Origin of the sequence: Cognatundibacterium rugosum (assembly GCF_014284365.1) — a bacterium.
Lineage (GTDB): Bacteria > Pseudomonadota > Gammaproteobacteria > Burkholderiales > Burkholderiaceae_D > Undibacterium > Undibacterium rugosum.
This window is the reverse complement of the sequence record NZ_JACOGG010000007.1, coordinates 70,507-92,757: the sequence shown is the minus strand read 5'-3', so window position 1 is coordinate 92,757 and position 22,251 is coordinate 70,507. Positions and strand designations below refer to the sequence as shown.

The following is a 22,251-nucleotide window of genomic DNA, read 5'->3' as shown; positions in this document are numbered from 1 at the left end:
ATGTTGCATAAAAACCTAGTTGTCGCAATCGCACATAATCTGAGCTTGTAGTTCAAGGTTGCAACGCCTAAATTGTTTGCTTCCCGGGTTTGCACAGCGCACGGGGGTGATGTTGATCAGACGGCGTAGCTGGCAAAGTGTTTCTAAATATTTACAATTTTCATCTTGTCAGCAACCCACAGAGGCATAGCTTTCACCTACCATATGGTTAAAGCCGTATCCATGCTACTTGCCAATGACTAACTCATGAAATTCCATTATTTGATTGCCGCTGCGATAAGCCTGAGCGGCATTGCTGGCGCAGCCTATCTCTACAAATCCACTCCCTTGACTGCAGCACCTGTCCTTACACAGACTGAGGATGTGCAGGCTGAGTTACCGGAAGAACTACCCGCCTTGCTCAAAGCCTACCGCCAGACGATCGTCTTGCTGGCAGACGAAAAAAAACTGAGTGAAAAAGAGCGCAAAGAAGCGATACGGGTAGGCAGCGCTTTATTCCACGATAACCTGGCACGCTTGAAAAAGCTGGAGACAAGGTTAGAGCAAACATCCAGCCTGAGCCCCGGTCAGCGCCTTAGTTACGTGAACGGCATACTCAATTACATCGAATCGGGCGACAACTTATACGACGCTGACCGCCTTGCCTTCCGCGAGGTGCTCACGTATTTGCAGCGGTTGGTGGCGAAAGAGCAGACGCTGCCTGCAGTGAAACAACATAAGCGCATTTCGGAAGATTTGAGTGCACTGGCCGACATAGAGCAAAACTATGACCAGGAACTCAAGGCGATTTTCGCGCGCTTTGAAACCCGTTCCATTGAGCTTAAACGTGAGAGGTGGGATGATTATCTGGCTAAGCTTAGCAAATTGTATCAGCGCGAGCAGATACTGAAAGATTACGGCGTGATTTTGCCTTATCCAGACATTCCGGATGCGAGTGCTGAAAAAGAGATATTCGGCCGTGGCTTGCCGCCAAAAACCGTGGTGCTGAGTTTCGACGACGGCCCACATGCCAGCTATACCCAGGAAATCGCCGCGATACTCAAGCAATACAATGTACCTGCCGTCTTTTTTGAAGTTGGTCGTAACGTGGGCAATATTGATGCACAGGGTAAGGAAAAACTGAATAAAAATGCGGACATCAGCAAAAGTCTGAAAGCCGCAGGCCATGCTTTAGCCAATCATAGCTACAGTCATGCTTTATTGTCGAAAGAAAGTGGCGATAACCTGCGTGCTGAAATCGGACAGACCGATCAGTTACTGAAAGCAATCGATCCCGGTCGTTCACCCTTGTTCCGCTTTCCTTACGGCGCCAAGAATAAAGAGGGAATGGAATTACTGAGCAAGTTGGGGTTGCGCTCGGTGATGTGGAATATTGATTCGCTGGACTGGGCCGATCCGGTGCCGAATTCTATCGTAGAACGTGTGCTGTCCTCTGTCGAAAAAGAGCAGCGCGGCATTATTCTGTTCCATGATATCCACGAGCGTACCGTCAAAGCCTTGCCGTTGGTACTGGATAAACTGATCGCGGATGGGTATCGCTTTGCGGCCTGGGACGGCAGCGAATTCAAGGTTGGTAAAGAGCGTCAGGCCGCACCGGAAAAAGTCAGTCTGGGCAGCGACTATCAGGATAGCTGGGCCGTCGTGATCGGCATTAACGATTATCAGAAATGGCCTAAGCTGCAGTATGCGGTGCAGGATGCCAATGCGATCCGCGATACCTTGATCAACCGCTTTGGCTTTGCCAGGGAAAAGGTGATCACGCTGAGTAATGCGGAAGCCACACGCAATCACATACTGGCTGCATTTCATGATCAGTTAGGTCATGGCAAACTGAAAAAAGATGACCGCGTCTTTATTTTTTTTGCAGGGCATGGTGCTACCCGTCAGCTGAGTTCGGGACGTAATCTGGGGTATATCATCCCAGTTGATTCGGATCCGGCGCAGTTGTCGGTCGATGCAATTCCTATGACTGATTTGCAGAATATTGCAGAAAACCTGCAGGCTAAGCACGTGTTCTTTGTCATGGATGCCTGTTATAGCGGTTTGGGTCTTACCCGTGGTAGCAATGCAGCTTTTCTCAAAGATAATGCGAAACGCCTGGGACGTCAGATGTTGACTGCAGGCGGTGCTGATCAGTTAGTCGCAGACGGCGGCCCGAATGGGCATTCTGTGTTTACCTGGACTTTGCTACAAGCCCTGAGCGGTAAATCGGATTTGAACGGGGATGGCATCATTACCGCTACTGAGCTGGCGGCCTACACGGCACCGGCAGTCGCCGGGATGTCAGCGCAGACGCCGGCCTTTGGCAGCTTACCTGGTTCGGAAGGTGGCGAATTTGTGTTTGAACTACGTGCCGAAACGGAGTTTCTAAGTGCTAAAACCAATCAGCTGTCTTCAGAAGAAATCGCACTCAATAATAAACTCAGTGTAGTTGCCGCCAAGCCGGGCAGTGAGACGCCGATTGTGATTAAAAATCTCAATGGCGGTGAACAGAAAATTTCTGCACCTAAGCTGGTGCAGGGCTCTTCACGTCAGTTGGCACAAAGAGCCAATGATCAGGGTCTGCAATTTTACAAAGAAAAGCAGTATGCAGTAGCGGAAGCGGCTTTTACCGAAGCGCTCAAATACCGGCCTGACTTTGCGCTGGCGGCCAACAATTTGGGCTTTGTTTATTTCAAACAGCAAAAATATCCTGAGGCGGCACGCTGGTTTGAAAATACCATCAGTATGGACCCTTCACGGGCCATCGCCTATATGAATTTGGGTGATGCGCTCGCGCGGGGCGGTGACAAAGACAAGGCCAGAAAAGCTTATCAAAGCTATCTGGAGCTGGCGCCGAACAGCAGTAATGTCAGTTACGTGCGCGAGGCGCTGAAAAAGCTGGATTAGTGCAGTAGCTGCTGATCTTCCTGTGTTCAGGTCAGTCAGCAGTTTTTTTCAGGTTCAAGATTTCAGGCAAAAACAAAAAGCGGATACCATGTGGTGTCCGCTTTTGCTTAGCTCGTCGCTGTGGTTTTGTGTTCCGGGTTAACGTCCGCCGATGCGGGTTTCACCAAACAAGGCTTTCTGATCACGCGGCTGTGAACGCCAGTATTGTGGCGGTGCCTCAACGGTGCCGCCCAGTTTGGCAGCGGCATGCCATGGCCAGTGCGGGTCATACAGGATGCCGCGTGCGATCGCGATCAGGTCAGCCTGCTGATCTTGCAGGATTTGTTCCGCATGTTCAGGCTCAGTAATCAGACCAACCGCGATGACGGGTAAGTGGCTGAGTGCAGCTTTAATCGCCGCAGCAAAATGTACCTGATAGCCGGGTTTCAGCGGGATTTGCTGGCGTGGCGACAAACCACCGCTGGATACATGAATAAAGGCGCAGCCGCGTTGTTCCAGCACTTGCGCCAGAACGATACTTTGCGCCAGATCCCAGCCACCGTCCACCCAGTCGCTGGCAGAAATTCTGATACCGACCGGATAGTCCGCTGGCAGCGCAGCTTTGACCGCATCGACAATTTCCAAAGGCAAGCGCATGCGGTTTTCCAGACTGCCGCCGTACTCATCTTCACGCTGATTGGATAAGGGCGATAAAAACTGATGCATCAGATAACCGTGGGCAGCATGCAGTTCTATGCTGTCTATGCCCAGGCGATGGGCGCGTATTGCTGCATCGACAAAGGCGCGTTTCACACGTGCGATGCCAGCCGCATCCAGCGCAACTGGCGGTGTCTCAGTCGCGCCATGCGGAATGGCAGAGGCCGACCAGGTTGACCAGCCGCCATTTTGCGGTTGTAGTAATTGACCACCTTCCCACGGAACTTGGCTCGAAGCTTTGCGCCCGGCATGCGCCAGCTGAATTGCAACAGGCATGTTGGAATAACGGCGCACCGCTTGCAATACGTTGCCTAGGGCAGCTTCGGTTTCATCTGACCATAAGCCCACATCGGCCGGTGAAATCCGCCCATCCGGTTCGACAGCAGTCGCCTCGATAATCAGCAAGCCAGCGCCGGACAGCGCGAGACTGCCTAAATGAATCAGATGCCAGTCACTGATGATGCCGTTCTGTGCTGAATACTGGCACATGGGGGCAATCACAATGCGGTTGTTGAGCTTGAGTGTTCCTAATTGAGTTGGAGTGAATAGCAGACTCATGGGCAGGGGCTTTCTTTCTGGAGTAGCGAGAGCGGAGTGCTCTTTCCTGCCAGCTATTATGCCGAAACTGCGCGCAACTTGCAGAGCGTACACGGCTTAGTGCTGAGCGCAAGCCAGGTTGGTTTTTTCTTGCTGACGTTTGAGTTTTTGTCTGGCCTTCGCTTCTTTAACAGGCGTCGCCTGGCGTAGGTCTTCTTTTGCCCAGCGCAGTTGCAGGCTGGCTTTATCACAGGCTAGTTTTTGTCGTTCTGCTTTTGCGGCTATGTGGCGCTGTTGTTTTGCCGCCAGTTCCGTTTCGTGCTGGCGCTGCTGATCGATACGGCGTAATTCTTCCTGTTGCTGTTTGAGCCGGGTACGTGCCGCAGCGCTGTCTTGACTCGTTGGCTGGGAGGCCGGCTGCACGGTTCCTGCTGCCTGCTGATCCTGACGGCAGGGTGTTTCCTGATAAACGGTTTGCCCCTGACTGATGCAGCGATAGGTCTCGGCATGGGCTGGGGCTGCGTTTAACAGCAGCATCAAGCTGACTAGCGTCGTGGCGTGGACAGTGTAGATGGTATGCATGAGTTGACTCCCTGTTCTGCAAGCCCGCAACACTGTTACAGTATTTTGCCCGGATTCATGATATCGAGTGGGTCAAGAGCTTGCTTAATCGTACGCATTAAAAGCATGTCGGTGGGACTGGTATATTTTGCCAGATCAGCGCGCTTCATGGCACCGATACCGTGTTCTGCGGAGATAGAACCGTGGAATAACTGCACCTGATCGTGTACCAGCGTCGTGATTTGTTTTTCTGCGGCAAAAAAAGCGTCTTGATTGTCGCTTGGTGGTGACACGTTGTAATGCAAATTGCCGTCGCCCATATGCCCGAAGCATACTACCTGACAAGCTGGAAAGTGCTGCTGTAGCAAAGCATTGGTTTGAGTAATAAAAGCTGGGATAGCGGAAATCGGAACGGAAATATCATGCTTGAGGTTTTTACCTTTGGCCGCTTGCGCCATCGAGATGTTTTCACGTAATGACCACAATTGGCGTGCCTGTTGCAATGATACGGCAATGACGGCATCGCTGATCAGTCCAGCCTCGAACAAGTGCTGTAACAGCTGTTCCATCGCTACGTTGGCATGTTGTTCAGATTCCTGATCCGATAGTTCCAGCAAAATATAATAGGGCGCAGGCTGTGCCAACGGTGGGGTACTGCCTGGTATATGTTGTAGAACTAACTGCAGGCAGATATCAGCCATCAGTTCAAACGTGGTCAGCATGGCGCCCAGCGCCTGGCTTGCCGCACGTAAGATCTGCAAGGCTTGCTGAGGGGATTCGAGTGCGAGCCAGGCTGTTTTTTGCGCTGCTGGTTTGGGGTAGAGCTTCAGGACTGCAGCGGTGATGATGCCCAGCGTTCCCTCCGAGCCTATATACAGCTGACGCAAATCGTAGCCGGTGTTATCTTTTCTGAGACCGCTAAGCCCGTGCCAGATTTGCCCATTCGCGCAGACCACTTCCAGACCCAGACAGAGTTCACGCGCATTGCCATAGCGTAGTACGGCTGTACCGCCTGCATTCGAGGCCAGATTCCCGCCTATCGTGCAACTTCCTTCGGAAGCCAGCGACAGCGGAAATAACAGACCTGCGGCGTCAGCCGCCTGTTGTACCTGCGCCAGGGTGCAGCCAGCTTCCGCAACAAGTGTGAAATTACCCGCATCGACAGCACGTATCTGCGTCATACGCCGCAAGGATAAAATGATGGCACGCCCTTGCTGATCTGGGATAGAGCCGATCACCAGTCCGGTATTGCCACCTTGCGGCACGATAGGTACCCGATGCGCAAGACACAGCGCGACGATAGCTGCGACTTCGTTCGTATTGCCGGGCCGGATGACAGCCAGCGCCTTGCCTTGTACCCGGCGTCGCCACTCAGTTTCGTAAGGCGTCTTGTCCTGCTCCGCGGTCAGCACATTCGCGTGGCCCACGCACAGGCGACAGGCGCTTAGAAAATCATCCATGTTGTTCGCTATCCTGTTGCACGAGTTTCGCTTTCTGTGCTGCTTTGGCAGCCCGCTTGATAGGGCGCAGATACGCAGCAACACCAATAAAATACAAGAGCGACAGGCATAACTCTGCCATTGCCAGTGCTGCTGACAGACGTGTCTGATCGCTGTAGGCACGCACCACACCTTCAGTGAAATACAGCCAGATCAGCATAGTGGTCCATTGCATGGTGTAGTTATCGCGTTTTAAGACGGCGCATAAAGGCAGTAATAAGGGCAGGGCTTTGAGTGCCATAAAGCTGCCGCCTGCGCGCAACGGCGCCAGCCATAGCTCCCAGACGATGCACAGTATGATCAGGGCGAGCAGGCTTATGCAAGCCAGACGATGGAAGCGTTGTTGGCTGCGGCTGATCATGTGGATGCTGCCAGTTTGCGTGCGTTTTGCGCCAGACGTTTGCCGAGGGCGATCGCCAGCCTGCGGCTTTCATCGGTCGGCGCTTTCTTACCGTCCAGCCCGGACCAGTGCGTCGCGCCATAGGGGCTGCCGCCACTGGAGGTCAGCATCAGATCGGCCTCGCTGTAGGGAATGCCAAGCACCAGCATGCCATGGTGATAGAGCGGCAGCATCATGCTGAGTAAGGTCGATTCCTGGCCGCCATGCAGGCTGCCGGTCGAAGTGAATACGCAGCCTGGCTTGCCGGCCAGCGTACCGGATAACCAGTCGGCACTGGTACCATCCCAAAAATATTTCATTGCGGCGGCCATATTGCCAAAGCGCGTAGGTGAACCGACAGCGAGACCGGCGCACTCTGCCAGATCCTGTAGTTCCACATAAGGCGCGCCGCTGTCGGGAATGGCAGCGGCGGTTGCTTCGGTATCGCTGGATACGGGAGGCACTGTACGCAGGCGGGCATCGCAATTGGGCACACTCTCTATTCCTTGTGCTATCCATTCAGCGATTTTGCGGGTACTGCCATGACGCGAATAATATAAAACCAGCAGAGTAAGTGGTATGGATGAATGGCTCATCGGACGTCTTTCTTAAAAATCTCGGTTCTCAGTATGCTTGTGAAGTGTGGCTCACCGTGGTATCAATTTCGCATACGGCCTATATTATGAAGCTTTATGCTTGCAATCTCATTAAACTCATTAAAATAGAGTCTGGTGAAATTTAATTAGGCAGTTATGCGCGGTATGACCTGGCAACAAATTCGTAATCTCATTCAATTCGCATTACGCAGGTTGCAGGAAGGGCGACTTCCGCAAGTTGCGGGTAGTCTCACATTCACTACGGTACTGGCGCTGGTGCCTATCCTGACGGTGGCACTCGCGATTTTTACTGCCTTCCCTTTGTTCAATACCTTCCGTACCTCACTGGAAGCGTATTTTGTGCAGAACCTGATGCCTAAGGGAATAGCCAACACCATACTTGGTTATCTGACCCAGTTCGCGACCAAGGCCACCCGCTTGTCTGCGGTAGGTGGTGTGGCGTTGATGCTCACTGCATTCGCGACGATGGCGATGATAGACCGCGCTTTTAATCAGATCTGGCAAGTCAAGCGGTCACGCCCGGTGGTGCAGCGGGTGTTAGTGTACTGGGCCATCGTTACGCTGGGGCCCTTGCTGATCGGCGTCTCTATCTCTACAACCTCTTACTTGTTCACGGCGACTAGTGGCGTAGTCAATGTTGTGCCGCTGGTCGGCGCTGTTTTTTATACTTTGGTGTCCATTCTGTTCACCACGGGTGCGTACACCTTGCTCTATACCGCAGTGCCGAACCGCCCGGTAGCCTGGCAGGATGCCGCCTGGGGTGGCCTGGTGGCAGCGCTTGCATTTGAGGTAGCTAAACGCGGGTTTGCCCAGTTTGTCACGCATTTTCCGACGTATACCATTGTGTATGGCGCTTTGGCAGCGATACCGATTTTTCTGGTCTGGATTTATTTGTCCTGGCTGATTACCTTGGTCGGGGCAGTGATCGCTGCGGCTTTGCCGGTGGTGCGTTTTGAACGCTGGTGGCATGTGCCTACACCGGGCAGCCGCTTTGATGATGCGGTGCGCATACTTGGCGTCCTGGTTCGCGCGCGGCAGGAAGGTCGACTATCCAGTGTCAGTATCGCCCAGATTCGTACCTTTACCTGGTTTGGTCTTGATGAAATTGAGGATTTACTACAGCGTATGGCTGAGCTGAAATGGGTCGCTAAGGTGATGCCTGAGCAAGTTCCCGAACCGGCCAGGCGGCGCTGGCGGTCCGAGCGTAATCAGCAAGAATACTGGGTGCTGACTATAAACCCGGCTGAATTGCGTATCGCCGATGTCTATCGTGTATTTGTGTATGCGCCGGTGCAGGGTAGTCGCTTGTCTGCCCTGGTTGAGAGCCAGATAGAAACAGGCTTGCAAACGAGCTTGCAGCAGTATTTTCTGAATAATGAAGACAGCAGCGAAAACGGCAATGAAATTCAGCATAATTAGTTTTTCCGAGCTGGACGCAGGCTTAATTTCAAGCTGGCATCGTCTGCAGCAGACGGCAGCCGTCTATGACAGTCCTTATTTTCACCCGCGTTTTTCCCAGCTGGTGGCGCAGCAGCGTGGCGACGCCCGTTTGCTGGTGATGGAAGATGCGGGGCAGGTCGCGGGCTTGTTTCCCTACCATCAGCTCCCAGGTCAAACGCTCAATTTTATCGGTGAAGGTCTTAGCGATTATCAAGGTGTATTACATGCGCCTGAACTGACTTTCCCTATGGCCGATCTGCTCAAGGCGATGGGCAAATCGTATCTGGCGTTCGATCATGTGCCTGCCGTTATGCAGGAATTTGCCAGCCATGCCTGGACCGGCAGCCGTTCGCTGTGCCTGAATCTGGACGGTGGCTATGCTGCCTATGCTGCAAAGCTGGCTGCCAGTCGCGAAGCCAGCCTGTTAAAGAAGGTAGAAACCAATGCCCGCAAATTAGGTCAGCGTGTGGGCGAAGTGCGATTCGAATTCAGTTCTGTGGATGCCGCAGATTTTCAGGCGCTGCTGAATGGGAAGTCGCAACAATTCATACGCACGCTGGGTCCGCAAGCTGACATCTTCGCCATCGGTTGGATACGGCAATTGATGGAGGGGATACAGGCTCAGCGTGGGAATGATTTTTCGGGGGTATTGTCTGTCCTGTATGCAGGTGACAAACTGGTAGCCGCGCATTTTGGCATGCGCAGCGCTACGACCCTGCATTACTGGTTCCCTTGGTATGACACGCAGTTTGGTGAGTATTCACCGGGCTTGATATTGCTCGCACGTTGCGCTGAATTCGGCGCGGCTGAGGGCCTTACTCTGATTGATCTGGGGCGCGGTGAGCAAGCCTATAAGCAGCGTTTTGCCACTGGTTTTACTGAATTGTGTGAAGGCGCTGTGTCACGCCCGGCCTTGCTGGCAAAAGTACATGGCAGCTTGTGGCGCGGTAAGCGTTATCTGCGTGATTCCGCCTTGGGCTCGAAATTGAAAGCCTGGCGTCAATCCTGAGTCCTGCAATCGTTGAACACGACAAAAAGGACTCAGATGACTCAGCTTTGGAGAAATTAATACGCGTTTTTGTCGCCGAACAGCACTTTGACGGTACGCCAGATAATCACAAAATCCAGCCAGATTGACCAGTGCTGCATATAGTAGAGATCGTAATCTACCCTGGCCTGCATTTTTTCCAGCGTATCTGTCTCACCGCGCAAGCCATTGACCTGCGCCCATCCGGTAATGCCGGGTTTGACTTTATGGCGGAACATATAGCCAGTCACCAGTTTGCGATATAACTCATTGTGCGCGACTGCATGTGGACGTGGACCGACCAGACTCATATCACCTTTGAGTACATTGAACAGTTGTGGCAATTCATCGATCGAGGTTTTGCGGATGAAACTGCCAAAGCGGGTGACACGCGGGTCACCGATGGTAGCTTGTATCACCGGCGCATCCTTACTTGCCATTTTCATCGAGCGGAATTTATAAACACTGATCGCTTTGCCGGCGATGCCATAGCGTTTTTGTTTAAATAAGACTGGCCCTGGTGAACTCAGCTTGACACAAAGTGCGACAAATAACAGGATGGGTGACAGTAAAATCAGACCAATCAACGCGCCGAAAAAATCGACCAGACGTTTAGGCAATGCGGTCACACCGATAAACGGGGTCTCGACGGACGCAAGCACCGGCTTGCCTGCCAGTTCGCGCAACTGTATGCCCGGCATGCCAAAGATTAACGATTCAGGCACAAAATAGGTAGTGGCCGTACTGTCAAACAGGATTTCTATGACTTCAGCCAATTCCGGTGGTTCCTTGGTATTCATGCCGATAAAGACCACATCGACCTTGACCTTGCCGGTTTCAGGATCGACTATCCATTCAATTGCATCTTCCAGATTGCCCAGCCGCTCTATGCCACTTGGGGGGCGCGATTCGCTGCGATTGTCAAAAAAACCCACAATATCCACAGCGGCCAGAGGTGAATGCCTGAGTGAGTCGACCAGATCTGCACACGCTGAATTCGACCAGATCAATACTGCTTTGCGTCGCCGGGCTGGATTGGAATAATACAAAACGGCAGTAGAACGGATCAATAATGCAGTCGTCATCAACACGAAAGGTGTGATGCACAGCCACAGCAACATCACCTTGCGCGACAATTGTTCTGAAGATTTTTCAACATAGGCGGTCAGTAAAACTACCATGAATACAATAAACCAGCGCCAGGTCAGCTTGGGAAACAAGGTGTAGGCGCGGCGGTCTTGCAAGGAGTTGAGCAGGCTGTGGCTGGAAAAAACAATCATGCTGCTGAGTGCCGCGATCAGAATGCGTACCCCGAATACCTCTACGTCTGCGGTTTCTACATTCAGTATGATGCAAAACAGGGTGAGGCAAATGACGATGCTGAATGCAATTCCCGTCAGGACAGACAGCAGATGAGCACGCTGCGTGTGATGAGCAGAGGTCGATTGGCTGAACATAGAATCCGTTATTATTTTGCTTTGGATTTAAAAAATAAATTCTTGATTTGCGACAGCTGCCATTGATGCAAATGACGCCGGAACTCTGGATTGTCGTAGCGTGGTGCACCACGTAAAGCTGAGCCCAGGTAGCCCGCAATAATCAGGAGACCACCGATTACAAAGGGCTTTTCACGCATTCTGAAAACGCCGGAAGCCAGCGCATAGAGTGGGTGATAACCCATAAACCAGATACCACGACCCCAGCGCAGGCGGCCACGGTACACGTTTTTATCGGACGAGCCCATCAGCCGATGATGCATCAGTATCGCATCTTCATCATAAAAGCTCTTGGTATTCCAGCCTTTCATGCGGGCAGTGTGGACATCGATGCCGTCCCATAGCACCTCTTCGACAAAACCACCGATTTCTTCAAACGCGGTACGCCGGTAAAGTTTGAACTGCCCGGCCACATGTTCATCAATGATGATTTCTTCTATAAGCTGATTTTGCTCAGTACGGAACACTTTGCCAGATACCGCTGCCAGTTGAGGATCGTGCTCAAACTCGGCAAACATTTTTTCCAGGTAACGGGGACCAAAGGACATGTCACCATCGAGTTTAGCGATGTATTGGTAGTCCTGATGCTGGATTTGGGTAATGCCGAATTTAAACGCAGCGACTACGCCCCCACCCACCTTGCGAAAGCCACGGTCAGGCCTTTGTACGAGGCGGATAAACGGATATTTTTGCGCGTATTCATTCACAATTGCAGCCGTATCGTCTTTGGAGCCGTCATCAACGATGATCCATTCAGCTGGCCTCACGGTTTGCGCCACCATTGAGTCCAGTGTCAGCCGTATCAAATCTGCCTCGTCGCGTACCGGGGCAATGATGACCAAAGGGACTGTAGTTATATTTTGCATAGCGAATGATGAGGGTATGGAAGGTAGGTTGGCCAGAACTGCCGCATCATGCTCGCGTCGTTCCTTTTGTGCAATGGTAGCGCAGCTCTGCGCTGAGGACAATTAATGAAAGTGAACAATTGTTATTGCGGAAATTATTTTGAGGCACTGGTTCTAATATTTTGTCTTTGTGACCATGTTTGGTGTGCAATAAGTGCTTTAAGGCAATGATTTAATTGGGATTCATCCCGATAGGCGTTTTTTTTGGGATTTTTGCTAAACTGGCATCGTGAGCAAAAGAAAATATTTTTTTTGCACTATTTTAAAGGTAGAAATTGTTGGGTAAGTGCAATCCAGACTGCCTGGGGGCGACATACTTGTTGATGGTTGGCGTACACTTTTACCCTATTCAGCGAATAAGGCAAGCGAGGCGCCCATGCAAACCGCTTGGAATTAACCGGGTTTGCCCACGTTAAATACGCTGGAATAATTGTCATGTGGAAAAAATTCAAACAAACTGTCTGGTAATTTTGTTTCTATGACAAAAATATGCAATCATAAGTGCGACAGCACGATAAAATAAGCACATTCCACCCCAATAATCGGTTTTCAATGATTTTTTCACCAATTGTAAATTTGAAGAGTGACATGCGCCGCGTTTGTTGTTGCGGAATACTGCTTTCTTCATTTTTTTCGGTTGCTTATGCCGAAGAGTCATCACAACTGCCTGGATTGCGTTTAAAACTGGATTTCAGCTTCTCCTACCAGCCAGTAGCCAGTCAGCCTGCCAGAAAGGCTCCTGCCGTACTTGAAAACAGCGCTGATTCTGGAATGATGGAAACGCGCGGTGATATTGTCGGTGAGGGGGATCAGCTGATTATTACTGTGTTCGGTCAGCCTGATCTGAGTGCAGATGTGGTGGTGGGCTCGATGGGAATTATCACCTTACCTTTGGTTGGTGCGATGGAAGTGAAGGGCAAATCGACCATGGATGTGGCGATTCAGTTTGCCAATAAATTAGAGCAGGGGCAGTACCTGATCAATCCCAAGGTCGCAGTACGCATCGGTCAGCAGATCAGTCGTAATTTCTCAGTCTTTGGCGAGGTGGTCCGGCCAGGTCGTTTTCCTATGCAGGGACAATTGAACGTGCTGGATGCGCTGAGTCTGGCCGGTGGATTGACCACGCGCGCAGATAAGTCTGTCAAATTATTACGTAAAAATGCAGGTGCAGATCAGGATGCTGCTGAAGTCGATACCATGCAAATTGAGTTCGAGAGTCATAAAAACAATGAAAAGCTGATGCAGAAAATTCTGCCCAATGATGTGTTGGTCGTCGGTCAGCAAAAGACTTTTTATGTGTATGGCGAAGTACGCCGTCCCGGCAGCTATCCTATGGAAGAAGCGATGAATGTGATGCGGGTACTGGCTGTGGGCGGCGGCGTTTCTGAGCGTGGCTCTTCATCGCGCATTGTGATTCATCGTAAAGACAAGCATGGCGAACTGATAGAAATGCCTGCCAATATTAAAGATGTTGTGCTGCCAGGAGATGTGGTAGTGGTTAATGAACGTATATTTTAAGGTAGTCGATGCGCTCTCCCTCAGCTGACCTGATTTTATCTTTTACCCAGATAGGTGCAATGCTCAATGCGCGCCGTAATCTGATTGCTGTCGTGACAGGGATTGCGGTATGTGTGGCAGCGATTGCCAGTCTGCTGGTACCCAAGACCTATGTGGCGAATGCAGATGTATTTATCGACTACAAAATGAACGATCCGATTGCAGGGCGTCAGTTCCATCCTCTGCAAGACGAGAGCTATCTGCAAACCCAGTATGACGTCATGAAAAGTGTCAAAGCCGCAGAGCATGTGATTGCTGCCCTGGGACTACATGATACAGAAGAGGCACGCAAGCTGATCGCTCGTTACGGCGAACAGCGTGGTTTGCGGCACTTGGCGGAAACGATCGCTGATAAAATCGAAGTCGCACCGCATAAAAATAGCCGTGTCATCGAAATTCAATACTCGTCCCATGATCCGGCGCATGCCAGGGATGTGGTAAATGCTGTGATCAAGGCATATATCGACCTGTCGCTGGAAATGGCAAACGCACCTGCCCGTGCCCGCCGCGATCAATACAATGCCCAACTAGAGACGCTGAGCCGTCAGATGGATGATATCCAGAAGAAGCTCACCGCTTATCAGCAAGAACATCAGATCGTCGATGTGGATGAACGCGCTGATGTCGAATCACGCCAGATGGGGGTACTGAGTAATCGCCTGATCGAAACTCAGTTACAACGCGTCGAGGCGCAGGCCAAAAGGCAGGCCTTGGAAAATATGCTCAGACAGGGCAACACCAATTCTGACTTACCTGAAATCGCGGGTATAGGCCATATTTCAGGATTAAAAGCGGCGCTGGTGGCGCTCGACACTCAGCTTGCGAATGCTAAAACGACGCTGGGGCCGCGCCATCCAAAATATATTGCGATTCAGGATGAACGCCAGTCTCTGATAGAAAAATTAAAACGTGAATCGGCTACCGCAGTTGACTCAGTCAATTCCGCTGAAGCCCGTTTGCGCCAGCAAGAAAAGGTGATGGAGTCAGAATTGGCTGGTTACCAGAAAAAGACCTTTGAAAATAAGCGTCACCGTGATGTGATCAGCTCGTATCAGCGCCAGCTCGACAGTGTACAAAAAGTGTATAACGCCGCGATACAAAAATTTGATGAATTGCTCATGACCAGTAATGTCGCGATTTCTAATGCATCCGTGATGCGTTGGGCTGAATTACCTGAAAAACATGCTAAGCCACTGCTGCGCAATAACCTCGTCTTTGGCCTGATTGCCGGATTGATGTTTGGCTTCAGTCTTGCATTCTTGCTGGAGCTGATGCAGCGCAAAGTACGATGTGCTGAAGACCTTGCACGCGAGTTTGATGTGCCTGTGCTGGCTCAGATAGGATTTTTAGAGCGTACGGATGGCGGCAGCTCACACTTCGCTACTGCTCAAAGGAGTAAGCATGTCTGAGGCAATTTCTACGCGATCAGAGCGGCATCAGGTTGGCAGGTTGGGCGAATTATTCCTGCAGCAAGGTTTACTGACAGAAGCCCATATTGAACAGATCGCGCATGAACAACGTCAGCATAAGCTGCGTTTTGGTGATGCGGCTTTGCGTCTCGGTTTGCTGACACAGGCGCAGATTGATCAGGCCTTAGGCCAGCAGTTTGGTTTCACTTCTAAGAATCTGTTAAACGGTGTAGCTGATTCTTCTCTGTGTTTTTTTCATCAGCCGTTTTCAAAAGAGGCCGAAGAAATCCGGCGCTTGCGCAGTGAATTGCTGTTGAAATTTGATGCAGCGGACAAAATCCGGATCGCGGTCGTCAGTTCCGTCAGTGGCGAGGGGAAAAGCTATATGGCAGTCAGCCTCGCGATTGCTTTGTCACAGGTAGGGCGCCGTACACTGTTAATTGATGGTGATTTACGTAGCGGCAGCCTGCATCAGTTTTTTGCCCTGGGTTCGCCCGATGGTTTGTCATCGGTACTGGCCGGACGTCAGCAGCTCGATGAAGTATTGATCCCTTTATTACCTGGACTACAGCTATTGCCATCGGGGCCAAGGCCACCTAATCCTCTGGAGCTATTACAGGTTCCGCGCATTAAGGATTTGCTGGATAGCTGCCATGCAGATTTTGATGCCTTTGTGGTTGATACCCATGCTTCAGGCAGCGCTTCCGATGCACAGATGCTTGCACATCAGGTCGGTGCTGCATTGCTGGTGGCGAAGAAGGACCTGACTCGTATCAGCGATTTACGTCAGGTCAGAAATGATATGCAGGCAGCGGGTGTTGAAATTGTCGGTACGGTGTACAACGAACACCAGTCGCTGCAAAAGAAAAGCTGGCTCCAGGCTGTACTGAACTGGATGCCAGGTCGTGGCAAAAAAAACGCGAGGCGGAAAAGCGGACATGGTTGAAATCAGTATCTGTATTTGCACTTTCCGGCGTCCGCAATTGTTGGCACGCCTGCTGAATGCAATACGGATGCAGGATATTCAGGATGTCACGCTGCAAATTATCGTAGTGGACAACGATCCTGCTCACTCTGCTCAATCCGAATTGCAGAAACAGCTCACCCTGTTCGGTGGGCGCTTGATGTATATCCATTTACCCGTCTCCAACATCTCACTGGCCCGGAATGCAGCGATTGATGCTGCGCATGGCGAGTGGATTTGTATGGTCGACGATGATGAATATCCGCGCAGTTCCTGGTTACGAGAACTCAAAAGTGCGCAACTCAGCTATCAGGCGGATGTGGTGTTTGCCCCTGTGCTTCCTGAATACGATGCCAGCACGCCTGATTGGGTCAGGCGTGGCGGCTATTTTGAAAGACGGCGCTTGCCAAACGGCACGGTCATTGATCACCATGATGCACGCAGCGGCAACGTACTGGTCAGACGCAGTGTTTTACTGGCTCAGGCGCAGAATGGCGCAGTGTTTGATCCTGCGTTCGGGCGTACCGGTGGCGAAGACTCCGTTTTATTCCGGCGTCTCGACATGGCCGGTGCCAAAATGATCTGGTGTGATGATGCGCCCGTGTTTGAATCTGTACCCGCCGAGCGTGCCACTCGCAAATGGTTATTACAGCGCTCGTTCCGTACCGGTCAGTTGTTTATGCGTACAGAATTACTGATGACGCCCGCAGCACAGCGTCCGCTCAGGGCTTGCTGGCTTGCTCTGCGCGCAATAGTGCAGGCACTGATAGGTATGCTGTGTGTGGTCTTATTTATTTTATTGGCACCGCAGCGTGCGTTTAGCTGGGCCAGAATAGTCGCATCGCAGTTTGGTAAGCTCAATCATTTTGCCGGCAAAGTTCCCGAAGCCTATGGCGGTGCGGAATCCTCCTGATTTTTTTAATGAAGTTAACATGAATTCTGCCTCGCATTCACGCCTGCAAGCCCTGGATGGGTTACGTGGTGTTTCCATTCTGTTGGTGCTGATCTCCCACGCCTGGCTAGGCCATATCGTGCCTGGTGGTTTGGGTGTGACTATCTTCTTTTTTATCAGTGGCTACATCATTACCCGTCTGATGATTGCGGAATGGGATAAGACTGAACATATCAGCATTTCTAAATTCTACTTACGTCGTTTTTTTCGACTGATGCCGGCGCTGATCGTATTTGTGCTGATCTCGCTTGGCGTGATGCAACTGGCCGGTGTGCAGTGGCAGTGGATAGAGCTGATGTCGGTGTTTTTTTATTTCGCAAATTACTTCGGGATTTTTGTCGGTTTTAGTGGCGACGTGTTGCCGCCACCATTATCGATTACCTGGTCACTGGCAGTTGAAGAGCATTTTTACATGCTGTTCCCGTTTGTGTTTTCGGTTTGCATTGCTTTCCCCCGACGTTTTCTTGCTGGCTTGCTCACCTTCATCATAGCGATACTGTTATGGCGTTTGTACCTGGTGTATGGGGTGGGTTTGGATCATCTGCTTCATTATCGTATCTATAAGGCCACCGATACGCGGGCAGATTCGATTATGTACGGAACCTGCTTTGCCTTGATACAGGCGCGTTACCCAGTTTGGGCAGCGTACTTCGCACAGCGCAAAGCAGCCATAGCCGGATTGTTGCTCATGCTGGCTTCTTTGTTGATACGCGATGAGAATTTCCGCGAATCCTGGCGTTACTCGATACAGGGCATTGCGTTGACCTTGATGTTTACGTATCTGATTACCGCGTCTAATTTCGTCAGTCACCTGCTGGCATCACAAACGATGGTGTACATAGGGCGCATCAGCTATTCGTTGTATCTGTATCACTGGCTGGTGTTCGGTATCATCACTTTCTGGTTACCAGACTGGTCACTGCCGGCCAGGTTCTGCCTGATGATGCTGGCTTCATTCGCGCTGGCAGATGGCTCGCAGCGTCTGGTTGAAGCGCCATTCCTGCGTCTGGGGCAGCGTTATCTGCAGGCTGGTACCAAGCGCTGAATTTTCATCTTTGCAGACGCAGCTGTTCCTGGTTTCTTTGATTGGCTGAGGTCACGGCAATCAGGGCGAAAATAAAGAAAACGTTCAGGAAGCCAAAGCCACGGAACAGGCTGCTTTCGGTGAAGTTGGTTACGACGATCACCACCAGCATCGCAGTCCAGAACGCTGCCTGGATTTTATCGTGTTGTGCGAGCCGGGTCAGGTAATAGGCTTGCGACACTAGGGTCAGTATAGTCAGTGCTAAGCCGATGATGCCTTGTTCATTCAGTATATCCAGATAGCCATTATGTGACTGCAGGGGAATCCAGTGCAAAGCATCGATCACAAACTGGGACAGGCTGTCGGGGCCTAACCAGAATGCGCCATAGCCCAGACCAAGCAACCAGTGTTTATTGATCTCCAGCCAGACCAGTTCCCAGATATCGGTACGGCCAGTCAGATCTGAGCCTTTGCCAAAAATGCTCGCAATTGGGGATGAAATTTCTGCCCAGGTTGGCATACGTGACTCAAACATATAAAACACATAGACTGCCAGCAAAGCCATACATAACAGGCTAAGGAAAATCCGCACCAGCGGGTAATCCGAATTCAGATGCCGCTTACGTAGCAAGTGAAAGATCCCGCTGGTCGATAAAGTGATGATCATGCTAGTCGAGCTTTTGCTCATCACCAGCATGAAAAAGCTGAATAAAATTGCGAGTAACAGGGTTCTGTAGCTGACTTGTTCCAGACAAGCTTTCACCTGCCAGAACAGGATAGACATCGCAGCGACCTGGCCCAATTCATTCTTTTGTGACAGTGCGCCACGCCATGCACCATTTAACTCATAGTCTATGCCTATGCCAGGGAAGGCAAGTGCCATCACAAATGACAGCATTAACATAGCCATCAGGGTGTAGACCAGTGAATCAATCATCAGATGCAGGGGCTTGGGTGACAGTTGCAGGCTGATGCCTATCACGACGATGCCGTATAACTGAATCGCACGTTTGAAGGTCACGCCGCTTATCGGTGACCACAGGCTGGACGCAATACACCAGACCAACACCATCATCAGAAACGGATTGAGTGCGCGCAGGTACTTCCATGCTGTGTCGAGATGACGGTACAGTAACATGCCGGAAATCAGGAACAGGCTACCCCATTCCAGTTTAGTCGTCAGGGAGCCTTCCATCGTCAATTCGGACTTGCCCGAATAATCCCAGGAAATGCCGTAAGGCAGCAGAGAAAAAACAACGAACAGCACAACAATGATACGCAAAATCCCGATTTCCAAGGGATGCATCTCAGTTGGGTAAATTTTTTGCGTACCGGGTGTCATTCAGGCGGTCTTTTTATTGGCATAGCTGGTATTTTATAGGCTAGTCAGTTGGATGCGATTTTATTCATGAAATTATTTTCTTTGCCCTTACGCTGGCGGTGCCTGATTTTACTGGCAGGACTGACAGTCCAGACCGTGCGTGCCGAACAATTCGACTGGTACCGTTTTTCTGTCAACGAAGATCAGTTGCAGCCAGTCGTGGATTTCTCAGGACTGAACCGGCCGATTACCGCTGCCGACCGCGTCTTCGTCAGGCAGGCTCATTTTTATACGACTGGTGCTGACAGAAGGCCAAATACCGGTGACGATAAACGTTTGCGGTTTTTTGGCATCAGCCTCTCGGCGGCAGATAATTTTCCAGACGAGCAGGGTGCGGTCAAATTGGCAAAACGGCTGCGGCGCTTGGGATTTAATGCAGTCAGGTTGCATCATCTGGATACGACGCTGAGTGATGATACAAGCAAGCCTCAGGGCATACTCACGACCGGTGCGTATCCAAGTTTTAACCATGAAGCCATCAGGCGTTTGCGGCTGTTGATTGACGCCTGTAAGAATGAGGGGATATACGTCAACTTAAATCTGCATGTAGGCTATGCGTTCAGGCCTGCGGTGGATCAGATCACCCCTTTGTTTGCTGGCGAACGTATGCCGTTTGCGAGCCAGCCTATGCATATGTTTGAGCCCAGAATGCAGGCTCTGCAAGTGGAATATGCTCAGCAACTACTGCGTCGTCTGCAATTGAATGACGACCCGGTGCTGGCGATGGTGGAAATTAATAATGAATCCTCACTGGTCGGTGCATGGCAAAGGCAGCAGATAGATCAGCTCAAAGGTGAATATCAACGCATCTTGCAATTGCAATGGCAGCGCTGGATACAGCGTCAGTACGGCAGCATTGAGCAGGCATGTGTAGTCTGGCACAGCTGCAGCTTACCCAAAAAAGGTGGTTTGCTGGTGAGCTTGCAAGACCGGCTTATCCTGGAGCAGGGTGATGACTGGACCCTCAAGGCGCAGGATATGCTGAGGCGGGTATTCGAGAAATTTCAATGGACGGTGCCTGCCGTTTTGCAACGTCAGCATCAGTTGCCTGACAGTGGCTTAGGACGTCGTGTCATCGATTTCCTGCGCTTTTTGTCTGAAAGCGATAAGCAGTATCTGGAATTGATGAAGAAAACGGTAAGGGCTGAGGTCGGCAATCTGGTGCCCGTGGCTGGAACCCAGGCCTATTATGGCGGACTGCTGAATGTAGACTCGCACGTAGCGATGGATTATGTGGATGAACATGTCTATGTCGATCACTACCAGTTTCCCGGTAAGGAGTGGGATAGAAATGACTGGAAAATCCGGGATCAGTCTGCGTTGAAAGACGGCTGGCATAATTTACTGAGCCGTGCTTACTATCGTGATGCACGCAAGCCATTTGTGATCAGTGAGTTTAACCAGGCTTACCCTAACCGCCAATCTGCGGAGATTATCCCGGTCATGGCTACGCTGGCCAGCATGCAGGACTGGGATGGGCTATTTTTCTTTCAATATGGGGATGTAAATTTGCGTGATCCTGCGCCGGACAGCTTCAGCCTGACCGGGCACAGCGGTCAACTGGTCACAACCGGCTTGTCTTCGTCCTTATTTCGCCAGTTTCAATTACAGCCTAATCCAGATCTGGCGCAGCTGGCTTTGCCGGCAAATGTCAGGCTTAGCCTCGCCGCACAATTGGAAAGTGTGAATCCTGCGGTTTATCCCGGCTATTTGCGTGCGAATATGCACTTATCTGAAGACACGGCTACGAGCAGGCGTATAGCAATGGATTTTGCGGCAATGACGCAGAGTAAAATTCAGAGCATGTCCAACACGACCACAGACGCAGAGCACGACGCAGAGCCAGGTGCCGAAGTCAGTGTGCGTGCGCCTGGCCAGCAACTGGTATACCAGCGTGAGCAGCCGCAACTTTGGATGCAGAATCTATACGGTGCGCTGCAGTTAGGCGTGTCGGATACGGCGAATCTGAATTTAAAAATCCTGAAGCCCCAGATTAGTGGCGAAGCGCGTAAATACGCCACGTTCCTGATGGGGTCGCGCGATGGTTTGCCCTTAAAGCAGTCAAGGCGGCTTTTATTAGTGGCCAGCGGTGCAACGACAGCCAGTCAGGGGGCAGAAGAGCAAGCACTAGCCAAGAAGCTGATTCCATATAATGGTAACATGATTTGGAAAACCTTAGAGCCTGATGTCGGGCTTGCTGGTAAGCCATCCGGGTCACGAGATGGTGTCGCGCCGGTCTGGATGGAACGTATCGTGTTTCAGCTGTTTGTGCCCAGCGCTTATCCGCGTATAGAGATTTACCCTTTAGATGAAAAGGGGAGTCGTCTGCCTCCGTTGCTCAAGCAAAATATTCAGCAGGTTCCAGGGGGATTTCAAGTGAATTTCAACCAGCGTACACCTTGGTATGAGATTGTATTGAGTCCAGCTTTATAAATGAGTTACTCGTTGCTTCAGTTCATGGCGTGTATGGATTCCGACCAGTATTGGAAATTATGTTTGGAATCAGGTGTTATTGAGATGCGAGATGCAAATTGTTAGTAAATAATTTTTTGTGTCAAAGATAGTAATGAAACGCGATTTGAATCGTTAAATTCAGTTTCTGCGCCCCACTTGGATGGGGCGTTGTTGTATTTGGCAGACTATTTTTTGGATTTTAGCAACTGTTGCAATGTTACTGAGACTGGGGAGCTTCATATAGAACAAAATTGTTGCCTGAGTTGTCATGATTTGCTGCATTGTGAGATTTGGTTTTCATAATGTGGAAAATTAACTGGCTCTGCACAAAATATTTTTCTCATTTTAAGAAAAGAGATTTCATATCGCAAAAATTAAAATATAAGTATATGATTTTAAAGTGAAAAATATTTGTTATATGTCTTATATAAGACCTTGTTGCTCCGCAAAATATCTCCTATTAT

At 50.8% G+C, this 22,251-nt stretch carries 17 protein-coding genes; 9 read left to right on the top strand and 8 right to left on the bottom strand.

The window, feature by feature from the left end:
- Positions 1–246 precede the first annotated feature (246 nt).
- Positions 247–2,889 carry a polysaccharide deacetylase family protein gene (locus tag H8K47_RS08385; protein WP_186880956.1) on the top strand — a complete coding sequence of 881 codons (2,643 nt, stop codon included), beginning with the start codon at positions 247–249 and terminating at the stop codon, positions 2,887–2,889.
- Positions 2,890–3,027: 138 nt separating this feature from the next.
- Here H8K47_RS08385 and H8K47_RS08380 read toward each other — a convergent pair whose 3' ends face one another.
- The 5 genes from H8K47_RS08380 to wrbA form a co-directional block, all read right to left on the bottom strand.
- Positions 3,028–4,143 (bottom strand): NADH:flavin oxidoreductase/NADH oxidase, encoded by a 1,116-nt coding sequence (locus H8K47_RS08380; protein WP_186880955.1) that lies wholly within the window; start codon positions 4,141–4,143, stop codon positions 3,028–3,030.
- 96 nt (positions 4,144–4,239) lie between these two features.
- Positions 4,240–4,704, bottom strand: coding sequence for a DUF4124 domain-containing protein (locus H8K47_RS08375; protein WP_186880954.1), 465 nt, complete (start codon positions 4,702–4,704; stop codon positions 4,240–4,242).
- Between the two features lie 35 nt (positions 4,705–4,739).
- Complete coding sequence (locus H8K47_RS08370) at positions 4,740–6,143, bottom strand: FAD-binding oxidoreductase (RefSeq protein ID WP_186880953.1); 1,404 nt, start codon at positions 6,141–6,143, stop codon at positions 4,740–4,742.
- Positions 6,136–6,543 carry a DUF2069 domain-containing protein gene (locus H8K47_RS08365; protein ID WP_186880952.1) on the bottom strand — a complete coding sequence of 136 codons (408 nt, stop codon included), beginning with the start codon at positions 6,541–6,543 and terminating at the stop codon, positions 6,136–6,138. The genes H8K47_RS08370 and H8K47_RS08365 overlap by 8 nt, the downstream gene beginning before the upstream one ends.
- A complete protein-coding gene (gene wrbA, locus H8K47_RS08360; RefSeq protein WP_186880951.1) occupies positions 6,540–7,157 on the bottom strand; it encodes an NAD(P)H:quinone oxidoreductase in 618 nt (205 codons plus the stop codon). The genes H8K47_RS08365 and wrbA overlap by 4 nt, the downstream gene beginning before the upstream one ends.
- Before the next feature lie 156 nt (positions 7,158–7,313).
- On the opposite strand from wrbA, the gene H8K47_RS08355 reads away from it, so the two are divergent.
- Complete coding sequence (locus H8K47_RS08355; protein ID WP_186880950.1) at positions 7,314–8,597, top strand: YihY family inner membrane protein; 1,284 nt, start codon at positions 7,314–7,316, stop codon at positions 8,595–8,597.
- Positions 8,578–9,627 (top strand): GNAT family N-acetyltransferase, encoded by a 1,050-nt coding sequence (locus tag H8K47_RS08350; RefSeq protein ID WP_186880949.1) that lies wholly within the window; start codon positions 8,578–8,580, stop codon positions 9,625–9,627. The genes H8K47_RS08355 and H8K47_RS08350 overlap by 20 nt, the downstream gene beginning before the upstream one ends.
- Before the next feature lie 56 nt (positions 9,628–9,683).
- On the opposite strand, the gene H8K47_RS08345 is transcribed toward H8K47_RS08350, so the two are convergent.
- Together H8K47_RS08345 and H8K47_RS08340 are read right to left on the bottom strand one after the other, a co-directional pair.
- Entirely contained in the window at positions 9,684–11,102 is a 1,419-nt protein-coding gene (locus H8K47_RS08345; protein ID WP_186880948.1) for an undecaprenyl-phosphate glucose phosphotransferase, read from the bottom strand.
- Positions 11,103–11,113: 11 nt separating this feature from the next.
- Positions 11,114–12,007 (bottom strand): glycosyltransferase family 2 protein, encoded by an 894-nt coding sequence (locus tag H8K47_RS08340; protein WP_186880947.1) that lies wholly within the window; start codon positions 12,005–12,007, stop codon positions 11,114–11,116.
- 810 nt (positions 12,008–12,817) lie between these two features.
- Between H8K47_RS08340 and H8K47_RS08335 the strand changes: the two genes are divergently transcribed.
- From H8K47_RS08335 to H8K47_RS08315, 5 genes are read left to right on the top strand one after another with little or no spacing between them, the layout of a single operon-like run.
- Positions 12,818–13,564 (top strand): SLBB domain-containing protein, encoded by a 747-nt coding sequence (locus H8K47_RS08335; protein WP_186880946.1) that lies wholly within the window; start codon positions 12,818–12,820, stop codon positions 13,562–13,564.
- A gap of 8 nt (positions 13,565–13,572) precedes the next feature.
- Positions 13,573–15,012 carry a hypothetical protein gene (locus tag H8K47_RS08330; protein WP_186880945.1) on the top strand — a complete coding sequence of 480 codons (1,440 nt, stop codon included), beginning with the start codon at positions 13,573–13,575 and terminating at the stop codon, positions 15,010–15,012.
- A complete protein-coding gene (locus H8K47_RS08325) occupies positions 15,005–15,958 on the top strand; it encodes a CpsD/CapB family tyrosine-protein kinase (protein WP_186880944.1) in 954 nt (317 codons plus the stop codon). The genes H8K47_RS08330 and H8K47_RS08325 overlap by 8 nt, the downstream gene beginning before the upstream one ends.
- Positions 15,951–16,889 (top strand): glycosyltransferase family 2 protein, encoded by a 939-nt coding sequence (locus H8K47_RS08320; protein WP_186880943.1) that lies wholly within the window; start codon positions 15,951–15,953, stop codon positions 16,887–16,889. Before H8K47_RS08325 ends, H8K47_RS08320 begins: the two co-directional genes overlap by 8 nt.
- A 19-nt stretch (positions 16,890–16,908) precedes the next feature.
- On the top strand, positions 16,909–17,973 hold the full coding sequence (locus H8K47_RS08315) for an acyltransferase family protein (protein WP_186880942.1): 1,065 nt from the start codon (positions 16,909–16,911) through the stop codon (positions 17,971–17,973).
- Between the two features lie 4 nt (positions 17,974–17,977).
- Here H8K47_RS08315 and H8K47_RS08310 read toward each other — a convergent pair whose 3' ends face one another.
- Positions 17,978–19,294 (bottom strand): O-antigen ligase family protein, encoded by a 1,317-nt coding sequence (locus H8K47_RS08310; protein WP_186880941.1) that lies wholly within the window; start codon positions 19,292–19,294, stop codon positions 17,978–17,980.
- Positions 19,295–19,360: 66 nt separating this feature from the next.
- Here H8K47_RS08310 and H8K47_RS08305 point away from each other — a divergent pair, with 66 nt between their 5' ends.
- Entirely contained in the window at positions 19,361–21,766 is a 2,406-nt protein-coding gene (locus H8K47_RS08305) for a cellulase family glycosylhydrolase (protein ID WP_186880940.1), read from the top strand.
- The last annotated feature ends 485 nt before the right edge of the window (positions 21,767–22,251 follow it).

Bases quoted from the DNA above. Each gene is read 5' to 3' on its own strand.
- H8K47_RS08385 (WP_186880956.1), top strand. From the start codon at position 247: ATGAAATTCCATTATTTGATTGCCGCTGCGATAAGCCTGAGCGGCATT.
- H8K47_RS08380 (WP_186880955.1), bottom strand. From the start codon at position 4,143: ATGAGTCTGCTATTCACTCCAACTCAATTAGGAACACTCAAGCTCAAC.
- H8K47_RS08375 (WP_186880954.1), bottom strand. From the start codon at position 4,704: ATGCATACCATCTACACTGTCCACGCCACGACGCTAGTCAGCTTGATG.
- H8K47_RS08370 (WP_186880953.1), bottom strand. From the start codon at position 6,143: ATGGATGATTTTCTAAGCGCCTGTCGCCTGTGCGTGGGCCACGCGAAT.
- H8K47_RS08365 (WP_186880952.1), bottom strand. From the start codon at position 6,543: ATGATCAGCCGCAGCCAACAACGCTTCCATCGTCTGGCTTGCATAAGC.
- wrbA (WP_186880951.1), bottom strand. From the start codon at position 7,157: ATGAGCCATTCATCCATACCACTTACTCTGCTGGTTTTATATTATTCG.
- H8K47_RS08355 (WP_186880950.1), top strand. From the start codon at position 7,314: ATGCGCGGTATGACCTGGCAACAAATTCGTAATCTCATTCAATTCGCA.
- H8K47_RS08350 (WP_186880949.1), top strand. From the start codon at position 8,578: ATGAAATTCAGCATAATTAGTTTTTCCGAGCTGGACGCAGGCTTAATT.
- H8K47_RS08345 (WP_186880948.1), bottom strand. From the start codon at position 11,102: ATGTTCAGCCAATCGACCTCTGCTCATCACACGCAGCGTGCTCATCTG.
- H8K47_RS08340 (WP_186880947.1), bottom strand. From the start codon at position 12,007: ATGCAAAATATAACTACAGTCCCTTTGGTCATCATTGCCCCGGTACGC.
- H8K47_RS08335 (WP_186880946.1), top strand. From the start codon at position 12,818: ATGATGGAAACGCGCGGTGATATTGTCGGTGAGGGGGATCAGCTGATT.
- H8K47_RS08330 (WP_186880945.1), top strand. From the start codon at position 13,573: ATGCGCTCTCCCTCAGCTGACCTGATTTTATCTTTTACCCAGATAGGT.
- H8K47_RS08325 (WP_186880944.1), top strand. From the start codon at position 15,005: ATGTCTGAGGCAATTTCTACGCGATCAGAGCGGCATCAGGTTGGCAGG.
- H8K47_RS08320 (WP_186880943.1), top strand. From the start codon at position 15,951: ATGGTTGAAATCAGTATCTGTATTTGCACTTTCCGGCGTCCGCAATTG.
- H8K47_RS08315 (WP_186880942.1), top strand. From the start codon at position 16,909: ATGAATTCTGCCTCGCATTCACGCCTGCAAGCCCTGGATGGGTTACGT.
- H8K47_RS08310 (WP_186880941.1), bottom strand. From the start codon at position 19,294: ATGACACCCGGTACGCAAAAAATTTACCCAACTGAGATGCATCCCTTG.
- H8K47_RS08305 (WP_186880940.1), top strand. From the start codon at position 19,361: ATGAAATTATTTTCTTTGCCCTTACGCTGGCGGTGCCTGATTTTACTG.